General features: G+C 72.4%; 16 protein-coding genes. 6 read left to right on the forward strand and 10 right to left on the reverse strand.

What is annotated here, in order from left to right:
- Nucleotides 1-120: 120 nt before the first annotated feature.
- Both pyrE and ABZ215_RS03945 read right to left on the reverse strand, forming a co-directional pair.
- Nucleotides 121-681 (reverse strand): orotate phosphoribosyltransferase, encoded by a 561-nt coding sequence (gene pyrE, locus ABZ215_RS03940; protein WP_027935926.1) that lies wholly within the window; start codon nucleotides 679-681, stop codon nucleotides 121-123.
- A gap of 122 nt (nucleotides 682-803) precedes the next feature.
- Complete coding sequence (locus ABZ215_RS03945; protein WP_354947602.1) at nucleotides 804-1,673, reverse strand: LysR family transcriptional regulator; 870 nt, start codon at nucleotides 1,671-1,673, stop codon at nucleotides 804-806.
- A gap of 126 nt (nucleotides 1,674-1,799) precedes the next feature.
- Between ABZ215_RS03945 and ABZ215_RS03950 the strand changes: the two genes are divergently transcribed.
- Complete coding sequence (locus ABZ215_RS03950) at nucleotides 1,800-3,008, forward strand: MFS transporter (protein WP_354947604.1); 1,209 nt, start codon at nucleotides 1,800-1,802, stop codon at nucleotides 3,006-3,008.
- Complete coding sequence (locus ABZ215_RS03955) at nucleotides 3,005-4,240, forward strand: FAD-dependent oxidoreductase (RefSeq protein ID WP_354947606.1); 1,236 nt, start codon at nucleotides 3,005-3,007, stop codon at nucleotides 4,238-4,240. Before ABZ215_RS03950 ends, ABZ215_RS03955 begins: the two co-directional genes overlap by 4 nt.
- Nucleotides 4,241-4,789: 549 nt before the next feature.
- Here the strand turns inward: ABZ215_RS03955 and ABZ215_RS03960 are convergent.
- Complete coding sequence (locus tag ABZ215_RS03960; RefSeq protein WP_020418387.1) at nucleotides 4,790-5,338, reverse strand: TetR/AcrR family transcriptional regulator; 549 nt, start codon at nucleotides 5,336-5,338, stop codon at nucleotides 4,790-4,792.
- 77 nt (nucleotides 5,339-5,415) lie between these two features.
- On the opposite strand from ABZ215_RS03960, the gene ABZ215_RS03965 reads away from it, so the two are divergent.
- Nucleotides 5,416-5,901, forward strand: a complete 486-nt coding sequence (locus ABZ215_RS03965) for a DoxX family protein (RefSeq protein ID WP_354947608.1) — start codon at nucleotides 5,416-5,418, stop codon at nucleotides 5,899-5,901.
- Here the strand turns inward: ABZ215_RS03965 and ABZ215_RS03970 are convergent.
- Nucleotides 5,862-6,815 (reverse strand): YafY family protein, encoded by a 954-nt coding sequence (locus ABZ215_RS03970; protein WP_354708730.1) that lies wholly within the window; start codon nucleotides 6,813-6,815, stop codon nucleotides 5,862-5,864. The genes ABZ215_RS03965 and ABZ215_RS03970 overlap by 40 nt on opposite strands.
- A gap of 84 nt (nucleotides 6,816-6,899) precedes the next feature.
- On the opposite strand from ABZ215_RS03970, the gene ABZ215_RS03975 reads away from it, so the two are divergent.
- Nucleotides 6,900-7,421, forward strand: coding sequence for a DinB family protein (locus ABZ215_RS03975; RefSeq protein ID WP_354947610.1), 522 nt, complete (start codon nucleotides 6,900-6,902; stop codon nucleotides 7,419-7,421).
- On the opposite strand, the gene ABZ215_RS03980 is transcribed toward ABZ215_RS03975, so the two are convergent.
- Both ABZ215_RS03980 and ABZ215_RS03985 read right to left on the reverse strand, forming a co-directional pair.
- Nucleotides 7,381-8,001 (reverse strand): FAD-dependent monooxygenase, encoded by a 621-nt coding sequence (locus ABZ215_RS03980; protein WP_354947612.1) that lies wholly within the window; start codon nucleotides 7,999-8,001, stop codon nucleotides 7,381-7,383. The two genes, ABZ215_RS03975 and ABZ215_RS03980, sit on opposite strands and share 41 nt — an antisense overlap.
- On the reverse strand, nucleotides 7,893-8,459 hold the full coding sequence (locus ABZ215_RS03985; protein ID WP_354947614.1) for an FAD-dependent monooxygenase: 567 nt from the start codon (nucleotides 8,457-8,459) through the stop codon (nucleotides 7,893-7,895). Before ABZ215_RS03985 ends, ABZ215_RS03980 begins: the two co-directional genes overlap by 109 nt.
- Nucleotides 8,460-8,524: 65 nt before the next feature.
- On the opposite strand from ABZ215_RS03985, the gene ABZ215_RS03990 reads away from it, so the two are divergent.
- Both ABZ215_RS03990 and ABZ215_RS03995 read left to right on the forward strand, forming a co-directional pair.
- Nucleotides 8,525-8,893 (forward strand): helix-turn-helix transcriptional regulator, encoded by a 369-nt coding sequence (locus ABZ215_RS03990; RefSeq protein ID WP_354947616.1) that lies wholly within the window; start codon nucleotides 8,525-8,527, stop codon nucleotides 8,891-8,893.
- A 96-nt stretch (nucleotides 8,894-8,989) separates the two neighbouring features.
- Entirely contained in the window at nucleotides 8,990-9,652 is a 663-nt protein-coding gene (locus ABZ215_RS03995; RefSeq protein ID WP_354947618.1) for a DUF4097 family beta strand repeat-containing protein, read from the forward strand.
- A gap of 6 nt (nucleotides 9,653-9,658) precedes the next feature.
- On the opposite strand, the gene ABZ215_RS04000 is transcribed toward ABZ215_RS03995, so the two are convergent.
- The 4 genes from ABZ215_RS04000 to clpB form a co-directional block, all read right to left on the reverse strand.
- A complete protein-coding gene (locus tag ABZ215_RS04000) occupies nucleotides 9,659-9,826 on the reverse strand; it encodes a hypothetical protein (protein WP_354947620.1) in 168 nt (55 codons plus the stop codon).
- Between the two features lie 357 nt (nucleotides 9,827-10,183).
- On the reverse strand, nucleotides 10,184-10,948 hold the full coding sequence (locus ABZ215_RS04005) for an SDR family oxidoreductase (RefSeq protein WP_354947622.1): 765 nt from the start codon (nucleotides 10,946-10,948) through the stop codon (nucleotides 10,184-10,186).
- Nucleotides 10,945-11,670 carry a hypothetical protein gene (locus ABZ215_RS04010; RefSeq protein ID WP_020418377.1) on the reverse strand — a complete coding sequence of 242 codons (726 nt, stop codon included), beginning with the start codon at nucleotides 11,668-11,670 and terminating at the stop codon, nucleotides 10,945-10,947. Before ABZ215_RS04010 ends, ABZ215_RS04005 begins: the two co-directional genes overlap by 4 nt.
- Before the next feature lie 60 nt (nucleotides 11,671-11,730).
- Complete coding sequence (gene clpB / locus ABZ215_RS04015) at nucleotides 11,731-14,334, reverse strand: ATP-dependent chaperone ClpB (protein ID WP_020418376.1); 2,604 nt, start codon at nucleotides 14,332-14,334, stop codon at nucleotides 11,731-11,733.
- Nucleotides 14,335-14,382 lie beyond the last annotated feature (48 nt).

Below are 14,382 nucleotides of genomic sequence, written 5' to 3' on the forward strand. Positions count from 1 at the left end.
CACGCCGCCCCCTTCCCGCGATTCCCCTGGTATCGAGGTTACTCCTGATCAAGGCAGGAATGTCGACTCGAATTCCGGAGATCACTTCGGGGTTTCCCCCTAGGGGGCGGCGTGAATCGGCTACAGACCCAAGTCGTCGAGGTCCAGCAGATACCGGTAGGTGAGGCCTTCCTTCTCGATGGCCTCACGCGCGCCGGTGCCGCGGTCGACGACCGTCGCCACGCCGACCACGGTCGCGCCCGCCTCGGTGAGCGCCTCGACGGCGGTCAGCACACTGCTGCCGGTGGTCGAGGTGTCCTCCACGGCGAGCACCCGCTGCCCCGCGACCTCGATGCCCTCGATGCGGCGCTGCATGCCGTGCGACTTCGTGGCCTTGCGCACCACGAACGCGTCGAGGACCTTCCCGTCCGCCGACGCCGAGTGCAGCATCGCGGTCGCGACCGGGTCCGCGCCGAGGGTGAGCCCGCCCACCGCCACGTAGTCCCAGTCCGCCGTGAGCTGCCGCATGAGCCGGCCGATGAGGGGGGCCGCCGCGTGGTGCAGCGTGGCCCGCCGCAGGTCGATGTAGTAGTCGGCCTCCTTGCCGGAGGCCAGCGTCACCTTGCCGTGCACCACCGACAGCTCGGTGATGAGACGTGCCAGTTCGAACTTCGCTGCCTGATCCAACCCGGGGTTCGCCACGCCCGGAAGTCTTACACACGACCACGACAGGCTTGCGCTCTCGACGGTCAACGTGCGGGCCATGGAGATCAACGAGCTGCTCGACCTGGTGGCGGGCTCCCGCCCCCCGCGCCTCCCGCGCGTCACCGGTCGCTGATCGTCCGTGCCACCTCGTCCACCACGGTGCGCGTCGAGGGGGGCCACACCAGCCACGTCACCAGTTCCAGCGCCGGGTCCACCACCGGCCGCCACGGCCAGCCCGGCAGCAGCCGCGTCGCGGAGTGTTCGGTCAGCAGCACGGCGTCCGACTTCGTCGCCTCGGCGCATGCCCACGCGTGCTCGGAGAACTGCGCGAACTGCCACAGCGGCACCACACCCGCGTCGTGCGCCGCGACGACCAGGCGGTCGTGCGCGACCGGCACCTGCTGCCTCCCGTGGGCGAGGATCCGCACCCCGTCCAGGTCCCGCAGCCGGCACGCCGGCCCGTCGGCCAGCGGGTGCCCTGGCCGGACGGCGACCCCGAAGGGCTGGTCGAACAGCCGCGCGCCCCGCAGGCTGCCGGCCGGCTGCTCGTGCACCAGGCCCAGGTCGAGCCTGCCCTCGCGGACCATCCGGAGCTGCTCGGTGCTGCTCGCCTCGGTGAGGGCGACCGCCGCGTGCGGGACCGCCGCGTCGAGCGCGGCCAGCGTGTCCAGCAGCCACTCCGCGGACAGCCCGGGCGGGATGCCGATCCCCACCACCTCACGGGACCGGCCCGCGGCCGCGTGCGCGGTCTCCCTGGTGGCGTCCGCCAGGCGCAGCAGGAGCACCGCGTGCGAGTGCAGCGCGGCGCCGGCCGGCGTGAGCGTCGTGCCCGTCGCCCCGCGCTCCAGCAGCGGCGCCCCGATGTCCCGTTCGAGCTGCCGGATCTGACGGCTCAGCGACGGCTGGGTGAGGTGCAGCCGTTCCGCCGCACGGGTGAGCGAGCCCTCGGTCGCGACGGCGACGAAGTACCGCAGGTGACGCAGCTCCACGCGCTTCTCCCCTGCCTGTGAGGCATGACCAGGCTGATTAACCGGCATTGGACAGGCACGTGTCAAGGCACGTGTACTACTCCCTGCCTCTGAGGCAGGACATCAATGGAGAAGGGACGCTCAACGATGAGTCGAACTCCCGGCCGGGACCCGTACCGCTGGGTGGTGCTGGTGCTGTCTTGGGCCGCGTTCACGATGACGTCGGTGGACCGGTCGACGTGGGGACCGGCGTCGGTCGCGGTGGGCGAGCACCTGGGGGTCTCGCTCACCGGTCTGGGCGTCTTCGCCACCGGCTACTACGTCGGCTACGTCATCTCGAACGCGGCCGGCGGCGTCCTCACCGACTGGCTCGGCGCGCGGGTCGTGATGGGCGCGTCGCTGTTCCTCGCCGGCGGGTTCATGATCCTGTTCGGCGAGACCGACTCCGTGCCGGTCGGCATCGCGTTCCAGGCCGCGGTCGGGATCTTCGCCGGCTGCGACTACTCGGCCGGCGTGAAGCTGATCGCGCAGTGGTTCACGCCGAAGGACCGCGGGTTCGCGATGGGCGTGTTCATGACCGCGACCTCGCTCGGCACGGTGATCGCCAACGCGGTCGTGCCGCGGCTGCTCGAATCCTCCGGGTGGCAGACGTCGTACCACGTGTTCGGCGGCGCCTCGATGGTCATCGCGGTGCTGTGCCTGCTCCTGGTGCGCACGCGAACGGAAGACGTGGCCGAACGCGCGGTGCCGGACCTGCGCCCGCTGGCCCGCTCGCGTGACCTGTGGCTGCTCGGCCTGGCCGGGTTCGGCGGTCTGTGGGGCACCTACGGGTTCATCACCTGGTCCAACGCGCTGATGGTCAAGGGCAACGGCCTGACCGGGGTGCAGGCGGGCGGGGTGGTCGCGATCTTCGGGATCGCCGCCATCGCGGCCAAGCCGTGCATCGGGTTCGTGTCCGACCTGCTCGGCGGCAGGCGGAAGGCGCTGACCGTCGTCGTGCTCGGCGCGTTCGTGGTGGCGCTGCTGGTGTTCGGCACGCGGGACAGCCTGACGGGCTTCCTGTGGGTGGCGCCGTTCCTCGGCGTCGCGGCCTACGTCTACAGCCCGCTGATGGTCGCGATGATCCCGCGCATCGCCGGGGTCGGCCTGGCCGGTTCGGCGGCCGGTGCGACGAACGCGTTCTGGCAGCTCGGCAGCACGGTCGTGCCGGTGGTGCTTGGCGCGGTGTTCCAGGCGACCCAATCGTTCTTCGCGGCGTTCGCCACGCTGGCCGCAGGCCCGCTCGTGGGAGCGCTGCTCATGCTCGGCGTCCGCGAACAGCAGCCGGCGCCGGATCGCGAGAAGGAGGCTGTGTGAACTACGACGTGATCGTCACCGGTGGCGGTTCGGCCGGGATCGCCGCGGCGGTCGGCGCGCGGCGGGCCGGGGCCAGGACGCTGCTGATCGAGCGCGGACCGTGCCTGGGCGGGGCGGCGACGTTGCGGAACGTGGTGACGTACTGCGGGTTGTTCACGCGGGAGGACCGCGAGCAGGTGGTGTTCGGCGTGGCGGGCGAGGTGCTCGACGGGCTGCGCGAGCTGGGCGCGGTGAGCGAGCCGACGCGCTTCACCGCGGTGGCGGTGGCGTTCGACCCCGAAGCGGTGAAGCGGGTCGCCGACGACCTGTGCGACGCCGCCGGGGTGGACGTGCTGCTGCACTCGCACCTGCTGGACGCGTCCAGAGTGGACGATCGCGTTCGGACGGTGCGGGTGGCCGATCACGCCGGGGTGCACGAGTACTCCGCGGACGTGTTCGTGGACGCCACCGGTGAAGCCGACCTGGCGCAGCACGCGGGCGCGGAGGTGCGGTACGGCAACGACGGCTGGGTGCAGAACGGCACGCTGGGTGTGCGGTTCGGCGGGATCGCGGCGAACGCCGAGGTCTCGCGGGATGCGGTGCGGGAGGCGGTCCGGGCGGCGAAGGCTCGTGGTCTGCCCGGCCTGACGGCGGAATCCGGGTTGATCGCGCGGATGCCGGTGTCCGGCGACCTGATCACGTACCTGGCGGACGAGGGCTACGACGCGCGCGACGCCGCGGACACGAGCCGAGCCGAACGCAGCGCACGACGGCAGGCCGCGGCGTACCTGCGGGTGATCCGGACGTTGCCGGGGTGCGCGGACGCCTACATCGTCAGCACGGGCCCGGAACTGGGCACGCGCGAGTCGCGGCACCTGGTCGGACGGGTCCAGCTGACCGAGAAGGACGTGCTGTCGCCGGCCCCCACGGACGACGCGGTGGCGATCGGCGCGTGGCCGATCGAGTACCACCCGGGGGTGGGGGTGCCGTCGGAGTGGCGGTTCATCGGCGAGCCGGGTTACTACGGCATCCCGCTCGGCGTGCTGTGGAGCCGGAACACGCCGAACCTGTTCTGCGCGGGCCGGACCGTGGACGGCGACCGTGGCGCGGGCGCTTCACTGCGCGCCATGGGGACGGCCTTCGCGACCGGCCACGCGGCCGGAGTGGCCGCGGCGCTGAGTGCCCGGGGTGCGGTGAGCGCGGCCGCCGTGCGGGAGGAACTGCAGCGCCAGGGCGCGCGGCTACCGGACTGAGCCCAGTCGCGTGGGGCTCGGGCGGGTTCCTCGCTGAGCAGCCCGCGCGGCACGTGTTGCGGCACGGCGCCTCGGCGCCGGGGCTCCGGTAGTTGGCCCGAGCCGTCGGTGCCAGCCGGCTTGGTCGGCAACGAGTGGCTGTTTGGTTGAGCTGTCCGCGCGGACATCGCACTTCGGCTCGGGCCTTCGGCTGGGCCGTCGGGTGCCAGCCGGCTTGGCCGGTCAGGGGGCTGCCCGGTCGAGCTGGCGTGGCGAGCATCGCGCCGCGGCATCGGCGCCCCGCCGCATGGGCCGGTATCGCCCGGCTGGCAGCCCAGCATGAGCGCTACGGCGGCCCGGCACTCCGACTACTGACCCTGCGGCGCCCGCACACCACCGGCGCCGCGCCCGCCACCGGCGTGGCGGGCACCGGCAATTCGCCACCGGGCCGGATCGCCGGCGCGAGCGCCACCGCTTGGCGGCCCAGCGCTCCAACTACCCATCCGCGCCACCCGCGCGGTGCCGCCCCTCCTCCGGACTGACCGCGGCCCTGCACACCAGCCACCCCGGCTACCGACCCGCACCCCCGGGAGCCAGCATCTCCGCCACCGCCCGGGCGGACGCCTCCAAATCACCGGTCACCTCGGGCGGCATCGCGCCGCTGAGCCACAGCGTCGCGAAACCGTGCACGATCGACCAGGCCGCGACTTGCGCCAGCTTCCCCTCCGACACCGCGTCCGCCATCACCGCCCACGCCCGCTGCCGCGCCGCCAGCAGGTCCGCGTCCTCGGCGTGGTGCAGGTCCGGCCGGAACATCACGTCGAAGTGCGCGCGGTGCCCCACCGCGAACCGCACGTACGCGACGCCGATCTCCACCAGGCCCTGGTCCCGGGCAGCGGTGAGGGCGTCGGCCAGCAGGTCGTACCCCTCGGTCGCCAGCGCGGTCACCACGCCCGCCTTGTCGCGGAAGTGGTGCACCGGCGCCGCGTGGGACACGCCGGCCCGTCGCGCCACCTCGCGCAGGCTCAGGGCCGCGACACCGTGCTCGCCGATCGTCTCGGCGGCGGCTTCGAGGATCGCGCGCCGCAGGTCGCCGTGGTGGTAGGAGCGCTCAGCCATGCCTCCAGCATATCTTTCCATTGACAAGATGCGGGCGCGGGAGGAATCTTGTCACTGACAAGATGTGGAGGAGACCCATGGCACCGCTGATCATCCTGGTCGTCGTCACGCTGGTCCTCGCGCTCGCCGGCGCGGCCGGGGTCCGGTGGCTCAGACCGTGGCCGATGGCCGTGCGCGGCGGCGTCGCCGCGATGTTCACCGCGACCGGCATCTCGCACTTCGTGGGCATGCGGGAGCAGCTCATCGACATGGTCCCGCCGGCGCTGCCCGCGCCTGCCCTGCTGGTGACCGTCACCGGAGTCCTGGAGCTCGCCGGCGCCGTCGGTGTGCTGTGGCCGCGCACCGCCCCGTGGGCCGCGGCCGGGCTGACCGCCATGCTCGTGCTGATGTTCCCGGCGAACGTCTACGCGGTGCAGAGCGGCGTGCTCACCGCGTGGGACGACCAGATCGTCCCGCGCACGCTCATGCAGGTCGTGTTCCTGGCCGCCACGCTGACGGTCTTCGTGCACGCCCGCCGCGGCGATCAGGCCCGGCTGAACCGGCCTGCCCACTCCCGCAGCTGATCACGCAGCTCCGGCGGCCCGACCACGCGGAACTCGGCGCACAGCGAACCCAGCGCCAGCGCGGGCCAGTCCAGGGAGGCGGTCGTCATCCGCACCCGGCACCGGCCTTCGTCGACCTCCTCGACCGTGCCCCACCGGCCGATCCGCTCGCGCGCCACCGCCGCCGGGACGTCGACGACGACTTCGACCTCGTACGGCTGCGGCAGCGCGCCGAGCGAGCTGCGGACGAACTCGGCGGCGTCGGCGGTGGGCAGTTCGCGTGGCCGGAACCGGGCGCCGGTGCCGCGTGGACCGCTGATCCGGTCGATGCGGAAGTTGCGCCACGCGTGCCGGGTGAGGTCGTAGGCGACCAGGTACCACTGCCGCCCGAGCGGGACCAGCCGCAGCGGCTCGACCTCCCGCTCGGACTCGCGGCCCCCGGCGTCGGTGTAGCCGAAGCGGATGCGTTCGCTGTCCCGGCAGGCCAGCGCGATCGTGGTGAGCAGGCCGGGGTCGATCCGGGGCGCGGACGCGCCGGGCCAGGTCGCCGGCACGGTCATCGCCCGCAGCGCGTCGACCCGGCGGCGCAGCCGGGCCGGCATCACCTGCACGACCTTCGCCAGTACCCGCACCGACGACTCGGCGATGCCGTCGACCGAGCTCTGCGCTGCCGTCTGGAGCCCGACGGTCAGGGCCACCGCCTCTTCGTCGTCCACCACGAGCGGCGGCAGCGACGCGCCCGCGGCGAGCTGGTAGCCGCCGTCGACACCGCGCTGCGCCTCCACCGGGTAGCCCAGCTCGCGCAGCCGGTCGATGTCCCGGCGCAGGGTGCGCGGCGAGACGCCCAGCCGCTCGGCCAGTTCACTGCCCGGCCAGTACCGGTGGGTCTGCAGCAGGGACAGCAACCGCAGCGTCCGCGAGCTCGTGTTCGCCATGTTCCCGATTCTCGCGCAATTGCGGTCAAAAAGTGGCCGCAAGGCGTTCTACCTTGGTCTCAACGACGACGAAGGGACTCCGAAATGACCTCCACCGAGACCGTCACCGGCGAGCGCGCGGACCTGCTGGCCATGCTGGCGAAGCACCGGTTCTTCCTGACCTTCACCACGCGCGGCCTGACCGACGACCAGGCCCGGCAGCGCACCACGGCGAGCGAGCTGTGCCTCGGCGGGCTGATCAAGCACGTGACCTCGGTCGAGCGCGGGTGGGCGAACTTCCTCGTCGAGGGCGCTCCCGCGATGCCGAACTTCGAGGAGATGACGGAGGAGGACTTCAAGCAGCGGGAGAACGAGTTCAAGCTGCTGCCGGACGAGACGCTGGCCGGCGTGATCGCCGAGTACGAAGCGGTCGCGCGCCGCACCGACGAGCTGGTCGCCACCGTCGACCTGAACGCGAGCCACGAGCTGCCGAAGGCGCCGTGGTTCACCGACACGGAGTGGTCGAACCGTCGCGCGATCATGCACATCGTCGCCGAGACCGCCCAGCACGCCGGTCACGCCGACATCATCCGCGAGTCGCTGGACGGCCAGAAGAGCATGGGCTGACCGGCGAGTCCCAGTCGATGCGGTGTCCGTACAGCCAGTCCATTGCTTCCGGTCCCGGCCGGTACAGCTTGAACAGCAACGGGAGCAGGTGCCGCATCACCGGACCGAGTGTCTTGCCGTCGCCATTGCGCTTGCCCTGCGCCACCACGCGTTCCACCCGGTGGCGGCGCAGGGATTCGTACGTGGTGAACGCGTCGTGCACGTCGCCGGCGTCGCGCAGGCACTTCGCGAGCACGACCGCGTCTTCGATGGCCATCGACGCGCCCTGGCCCGAAGCCGGTGAGGTGGCGTGCGCCGCGTCGCCGACGATGATCATGCGGTTCCGGTGCCAGACCGGCACCTTCGGGAAGTCGTAGGTGTTCCAGCCCGCGAAGAGCTCGTCGGTGGCGGTCACGAGATCGCGGGCGGGACCGTCGTCCTCGGCGAAGAGGTCGAGGAGCCGGGCGCGCCACTCTTCCGCGGTGACGGCGGCTAGTTCTTCGCGTGTCTGCTCCCGAGGCTGGCGCGGGTTCGCGAACCACCACACGTCGCCGTCGGGGTGGACGATGTAGGAGTAGAAGCAGCCGCGTCCGAACACCATGTGCATCTCGCCGGGCTCGACGTCGAGCCGCAGCCCCCTGGCGTAGCCCCGGTGTTGAGCAATGGCACGTACCGTGGCGGCGGCGCCCCGGGATCGATGATCGTGCGTACGGTCGAGCGCAGGCCGTCGGCGCCGATCAGCAGGTCGGCGTGCGCGGTGCTGCCGTCGGCGAAGGTGGCCGTCACGCCGCCGGCCTCCGGGGCGGCGGCGACCAGCCGCTTGCCGTACTCGGTCGGTACGCCGCGCCGCACCGCCTCGTCGCGCAGCGAGTCGTAGAGATCGGCCCGCCTGATGGTGTGCGTGCCGGTCCCGTCGGGCAACGCGGCGCCGAAGCCGAACTCGGCCATGGGTTTCTTCCCGCCCATGCCGATGGACATTTTCGTGGTCGCGAACCCCTTGTCGCGCACCACCGCCTGCAAGTCGAGGGCGCCGAGCGCCGCGATGCCGTTGACTGCCACCGCCGGTCCGTGCTGGCACTCGTGCTGCTCTCCTGCTGGCTGAGCAGCCAATGCACCCGTACCGCATGCGCGAGCTGATCAAGGAGCGCGGCAAGGACCGGATCGCGAACGTTGCGCAGCGCAACAGCGTGTATCAGACCATCGACCGCCTGTTGCGCGCAGAGCTGATCGCCATCCGGGAGACCGAGCGCGACGAGCGCCGTCCCGAGCGCACCGTCTACGAGATCACCGACGCCGGCCGGGCGGCCCTCCGCGACTGGACCGCGGAGATGCTCGGCAGACCAGCGCGCGAGTTCCCGGAGGACGAGGAGTACTCGATCGCCGTTCGCGAGGCGGAGCTGAAGTGGGTCGACCGCCTGCTGGCGGCGCTCCGGTCCGGTGAGCTCACCTGGTCGGAGGCCTCGATACGCGCCGTGGCGGAGAAGTTCGCGTAGGTGTCAGCGGCGGCGTCAGCGCGGTGGCGGCCCGGTGTCAGCGCTCCCGGCGAAAGTTGTCCTCGACAGCAGGAACAACGAGCACAGGAGAGCACGATGCAGAACTTCGGCACCGCCGCCCCGATCGCCGCCGTCGCCGACATTCCCGCCGGGAGCATCCGGTTCGTGGCCGCCGACCGGGCCGACACCACCGTCGAGGTCCGGCCGGGGGACGCCGCGAAGAGGCGTGACGTGCGGGCGGCCGAGCAGACGACCGTGGCCTACGCCGACGGCGTGCTGCGGATCGCCGGCCCGGCCGGGAACCAGGTCCTCGGCAGCTCCGGCTTCGTCGCGGTGACGGTACAGCTGCCCGCGGGGTCGCGCGTCGAGGCGACCGGCGCCGGCCTCGATCTGCGGGGCACCGGGCGGCTCGGCGAGGTCGTCGTCGAGGGCGCGCACGGCGAGGTCGAACTCGACGAGGCGGCGGCCGTCCGGGTCGACACGCAGGCAGGCGACGTCACGGTCGGCCGCCTGACCGGCTCCGCGCGGATCAGCACCCGCAAGGGCGACATCCGCATCGCCGAGGCCGAGCGCGGCGAGGTCGTGCTCCGCACCGAGGCCGGTGACGTGTCGATCGGCGCCGCCGCGGGGGTTTCCGCCTCGCTGGACACGGGCACCAGCTTCGGCCGGATCCGCAACGCGGTCCGCAACGACGGGACCGCCGGGCTGACGATCCGCGCGACCACGGACTACGGCGACATCCACGCGCACAGCCTGTGAAGCGGGTCAGGTCCCGAGCCCCAGGACCGCGCACGCGCCGTCCACGGCAACGCGGCGCAACGAGTCCTGGGGCACATCGGGGAACTGGACGGTGCAGTCCTGGATCCCGCCGAACGCGATCACCGCGCGGGCGGCCTGCTCCAGGGTGGGCTCGGGACCTTGCAGCAGCCTCACCAGCCGATCGCGCCAGGTGAGCACGCGGTCGATCAGGCCGAGGTCGACTTCGACTCGATCACCCGGCTCCGCATGGAAACCTGGTCCCGGGGGAGGGTGACGCTCGTCGGCGACGCGGGCTACTGTCCCGGCCCGGCCGTCGGTGGCAGCACCACGTCCTCGCGGGAGAGCTGGCGCGGGCGGGCGGCGACCACGAGCGCGCCTTCTCCGCGTACGAGCGGGCGATGGCGGAGCACGTGCGGGGCAGCCGCGCGGCGGCGCTCAGGGCGGCGAGAACCCTGGTTCCCCAGTCCCGCCTGGGCGTGCGGGCTCTGGCCCGCGTCGAGGACTACGGCGCCGCGCGTTGAGAGGTGCGGCTCAGGTGCGGTCGCGCCCCGCGACGAGGCTGGAGATCCGGCGGAGCAGGCCGCGCGGCAGCAGGCCGCCGATGGCGACGATCGCCTTGTACTGGGGTGACGGGATGGAGATGACCTTCCCGCGCCGCAGGTCGGCCAGGCCCTCGGCGACCACCCGGTCGGCCTTGAGCCAGAACGCCTTCGGGCCCGGCTTCTCCAGCCCGGCCCGCTCGTGGAACTCGGTCTCGGTGAAACCCGGGCACAGCGCGGTCATCCGAATGCCGGCAGGCAGCGCCGCCGCGATGCCCTCGGTGAACGAGGTGACCCAGTTCTTGCTCGCGGTGTACGTCGAGCCGCGGCCGGAGAAGAAACCGGCCACGCTGGACACGTTGATGATGTCGCCGCGGCCGCGCTCGATCATGCCGGGCAGGGCCGCGCGGGTCAGCCGCAGCACGGCGGTCACGTTCACGTCCAGCTGCGCCTGCAGCTCGTCCACCGGCGCGGTCCAGAACTCGCCGGCCAGGCCGAACCCGGCGTTGTTGACCAGCATGTCGACCGGCTCCGCGGCCAGCCGCTCCTCGACGGCCGCCCGGCCCTCCGCCGACGCGAGGTCCGCGGGCAACGTGACCGCCTTGATCCGGTGCCGCCGCGACAGCTCGCCGGCAAGCGCTTCCAGCCGCTCCGCGTTGCGGGCGACGAGGACCAGGTCGTAACCCTCCTCGGCGAGCCGGCGCGCGAACGCGGCGCCGATCCCGGCGGTCGCGCCGGTGACGACCGCGGTGCTCACTGGGCGGGCCCGGCCGGCGGCGGCGTGCTCAAGCCCGGCTGCTCGGACTGGCCGGGCTGCCAGTGACGACCGGCCGCCGGGTACTCCTCGTCGAACGGGTCCACGATGTCGGCGATCTCGCCGAGGTCGCGGAGCAGGCGCTCCAGCCGGGACGGCCCGGCCTGCGGCGCGACGCTGGCGAGCACCCACTCGTTCTCCAGCCACGCGACGCCGACGTCGCCGCCGAGCGCGTCGGCGGCGTCCACGAGTTCCTGGGTGATGACCGCGCGGGCGCCTTCGGGGTCGTCGGCGAACGCGTAGCGCTGGCCCACCGGACCGAGCAGCTCCGGCATGTCCGCGCGCTGGAACGGCACGCTCGCCAGCCACAGCTCGACGAGCACCGGGTGCACGCGGTTGCAGCGCACGGCGACCACGACCGCCGGGATCTGGCCGTCGGCCTCGATGTCGAACACGAACACCGGGCGGCGGCCGTCGGCGGTGAAGGTCGAGCCGACGACGACGTTGACCGCCGTCTCGGCGCGGAAGTACCCGAGCGCGCCGCCGGACCACTGCCGGACGAGCCGCTCGTCCTCCTCCACGAACTGCCATCCGCGCAGGTCGGACCAGCGCATCCGCTCCCGGTTGCGGGAGCCCTCCCTGGTCCGGTCGACGGCGAGCAGCAGCAGCCCCGCCACCAGTGCGACGGCGGCGATGACGAACCAGACCCACGCCGGAATACCCACGAGGGTGAGGGTAGCGCGCCGGGCCGCTGAACCAAGGTCAGCGGCCCGTGTCGCAACCCGTTAGTCCGCCCGGGTGACCACGAGCGTGTCGCCCGCGTTCAGGTCCGGCACGTCCACGCGCACCGTGTCACCGTCTCGGACCTCGCCTGCCAGCAGCTTCTTCGCCAGCTGGTCGCCGATCGCCGACTGCACCAGCCTGCGCAGCGGACGGGCGCCGTAGATCGGGTCGAACCCGTTCAGCGCGAGCCAGTCGCGGGCGCCGGGGGTGACGTCCAGCGTCAGGCGGCGCTGCGCCAGCCGGGTGGCCAGCTTCGCCACCTGGATGTCCACAATGGACGTCAGCTGCTCGGTGTCGAGCGAGTGGAACACCACGATGTCGTCCAGCCGGTTCAGGAACTCCGGCTTGAAGTGCCGCTGCACCGTGGACAACACCGCGTCCCGCCGCTGCTGCTCGTCCAGGGAGGCGTCCGCGATCGCCTGCGAACCGAGGTTCGAGGTCAGGATCAGGATCGTGTTGCGGAAGTCGACCGTGCGGCCCTGGCCGTCGGTCAGCCGCCCGTCGTCGAGCACCTGCAGCAGCACGTCGAACACGTCCGGGTGCGCCTTCTCGACCTCGTCCAGCAGCACCACCGAGTACGGCCGCCGCCGGACGGCCTCGGTCAGCTGACCGCCCTGGTCGTAGCCGACGTACCCCGGGGGAGCGCCGACCAGCCGCGCGACGCTGTGCTTCTCGCTGTACTCGCTCATGTCGATGCGGGTCATCGCGCGCTCGTCGTCGAACAGGAACTCCGCCAGCGCCTTGGCCAGTTCGGTCTTGCCGACGCCGGTCGGGCCGAGGAACAGGAACGAGCCGGTCGGCCGGTCCGGGTCCGCGACACCGGCGCGCGTGCGGCGCACCGCGTCCGACACCGCCTGGACCGCTTCGCGCTGGCCGACGACCCGCCTGCCCAGCTCCTCCTCCATGCGAAGCAGCTTGCCGGTCTCGCCTTCGAGCAGGCGGCCGGCCGGGATGCCGGTCCACGCGCTCACCACGTCGGCCACGTCGTCCGCGCCGACCTCTTCCTTCAGCATGACGTCGGCGCCGGACGAGCTGTTCGCGGTGTTGCGCTGCGCGGCTTCCAGGTCCTTCTCCAGCGCCGGGATCTTGCCGTAGCGCAGCTCGGCGGCGCGGCCCAGGTCGGCGTCGCGCTCGGCCCGGTCGGCCTCGCCACGCAGCTGCTCCAGCTGCTCCTTCAGCTCGCGGACCTTCTCGATCGAGCCCTTCTCGTTCTGCCACCGGGCGGTCAGCGCGGAGAGCTCCTCGCGCTTCTCGGCCAGCTCGGCGCGCAGCGCGGCCAGCCGCTCGATCGAGGCCGGGTCCTCCTCCTTGGACAGCGCCATCTCCTCGATCTCCAGGCGCCGCACGGCGCGCTCGACCTCGTCGATCTCGACGGGGCGGGAGTCGATCTCCATGCGCAGCCGGGAAGCGGCCTCGTCGACCAGGTCGATCGCCTTGTCCGGGAGGAAGCGCGCGGTGATGTAGCGGTCGGACAGCGTCGCGGCCGACACCAGCGCGGCGTCGGTGATGCGGACACCGTGGTGCACCTCGTAGCGCTCCTTGAGGCCACGCAGGATGCCGATGGTGTCCTCGACCGACGGTTCGCCGACCAGCACCTGCTGGAAGCGCCGCTCCAGGGCCGCGTCCTTCTCGATGTGCTGGCGGTACTCGTCGAGCGTGGTGGCGCCGACCATGCGCAGCTCACCGCGGGCGAGCATCGGCTTGATCATGTTCCCGGCGTCCATCGCGCCCTCGCCGGTCGCCCCCGCGCCGACGATGGTGTGCAGCTCGTCGATGAACGTGATGACCTGGCCGGCCGACTCGGTGATCTCCTTGAGGACGGCCTTGAGCCGCTCCTCGAACTCGCCGCGGTACTTCGCGCCCGCGACCATCGAACCCAGGTCCAGCGCCACGACCCGCTTGCCGCGCAACGACTCCGGCACGTCGCCGGCCACGATCCGCTGGGCGAGGCCCTCGACGATCGCGGTCTTGCCGACGCCCGGCTCGCCGATCAGGACGGGGTTGTTCTTGGTGCGCCGCGACAGCACCTGGACCACGCGGCGGATCTCCGCGTCGCGGCCGATCACCGGGTCCAGCTCGCCCTTGCGGGCGCGGTCGGTCAGGTCGACGCCGTACTTCTCCAGCGCCTTGAACGTGCCCTCGGGGTCGGGGCTGGTGATGCGGGCCGAGCCGCGCACCTTGGTGAACGCCTCGCGCAGCGCGTCCGGGGTGGCGCCGTGCCGCTTGAGCAGGTCCGCCACCTGGCCGCCCTCCGCGGCGAGGCCGACCATCAGGTGCTCGGTGGAGACGTACTCGTCACCGAGCTCGGTCGCGAGCTTCTGGGCGTGCGTCAGCGACTTCACCGCGGGCGGGTCGAACTGCGGAGTGGACACGGTCGCGCCGGTCGCGGAGGGCAGCCCCTGCGTGATCGGCTCCAGCTCCTTGTGCACCTGCCGCGGATCGGCGCCGACCGCCGTCAGCAGCGGGCCGGCCAGCCCGTCGCCCTGCGCCAGCAGCGCGCCGAGCAGGTGTGCGGCGGTGACGCTGGGGTTGCCCGCCACGGTCGCCGCCTGCGCCGCCGACGAGATCGCCTGCTGGGTCTTCGTCGTCGGGTTGAAAGCGTCCATCCCACACTCCATGTCGCATGCCTGCCGGAGACCTTCCTCCAGGTCCCT

Origin of the sequence: Amycolatopsis sp. NPDC006131 (assembly GCF_040614175.1) — a bacterium.
In the GTDB taxonomy this organism is placed as follows: Bacteria; Actinomycetota; Actinomycetes; order Mycobacteriales; family Pseudonocardiaceae; genus Amycolatopsis_E; species Amycolatopsis_E tucumanensis.

Excerpts from the sequence above, each read along its gene's own strand:
- ABZ215_RS03950 (WP_354947604.1), top strand. The coding sequence starts at position 1,800 with ATGAGTCGAACTCCCGGCCGGGACCCGTACCGCTGGGTGGTGCTGGTG.
- ABZ215_RS03960 (WP_020418387.1), bottom strand. The coding sequence starts at position 5,338 with ATGGCTGAGCGCTCCTACCACCACGGCGACCTGCGGCGCGCGATCCTC.
- ABZ215_RS03965 (WP_354947608.1), top strand. The coding sequence starts at position 5,416 with ATGGCACCGCTGATCATCCTGGTCGTCGTCACGCTGGTCCTCGCGCTC.
- ABZ215_RS03970 (WP_354708730.1), bottom strand. The coding sequence starts at position 6,815 with ATGGCGAACACGAGCTCGCGGACGCTGCGGTTGCTGTCCCTGCTGCAG.
- ABZ215_RS03975 (WP_354947610.1), top strand. The coding sequence starts at position 6,900 with ATGACCTCCACCGAGACCGTCACCGGCGAGCGCGCGGACCTGCTGGCC.
- ABZ215_RS03980 (WP_354947612.1), bottom strand. The coding sequence starts at position 8,001 with ATGGTGTTCGGACGCGGCTGCTTCTACTCCTACATCGTCCACCCCGAC.
- ABZ215_RS03990 (WP_354947616.1), top strand. The coding sequence starts at position 8,525 with ATGCGCGAGCTGATCAAGGAGCGCGGCAAGGACCGGATCGCGAACGTT.
- ABZ215_RS03995 (WP_354947618.1), top strand. The coding sequence starts at position 8,990 with ATGCAGAACTTCGGCACCGCCGCCCCGATCGCCGCCGTCGCCGACATT.
- clpB (WP_020418376.1), bottom strand. The coding sequence starts at position 14,334 with ATGGACGCTTTCAACCCGACGACGAAGACCCAGCAGGCGATCTCGTCG.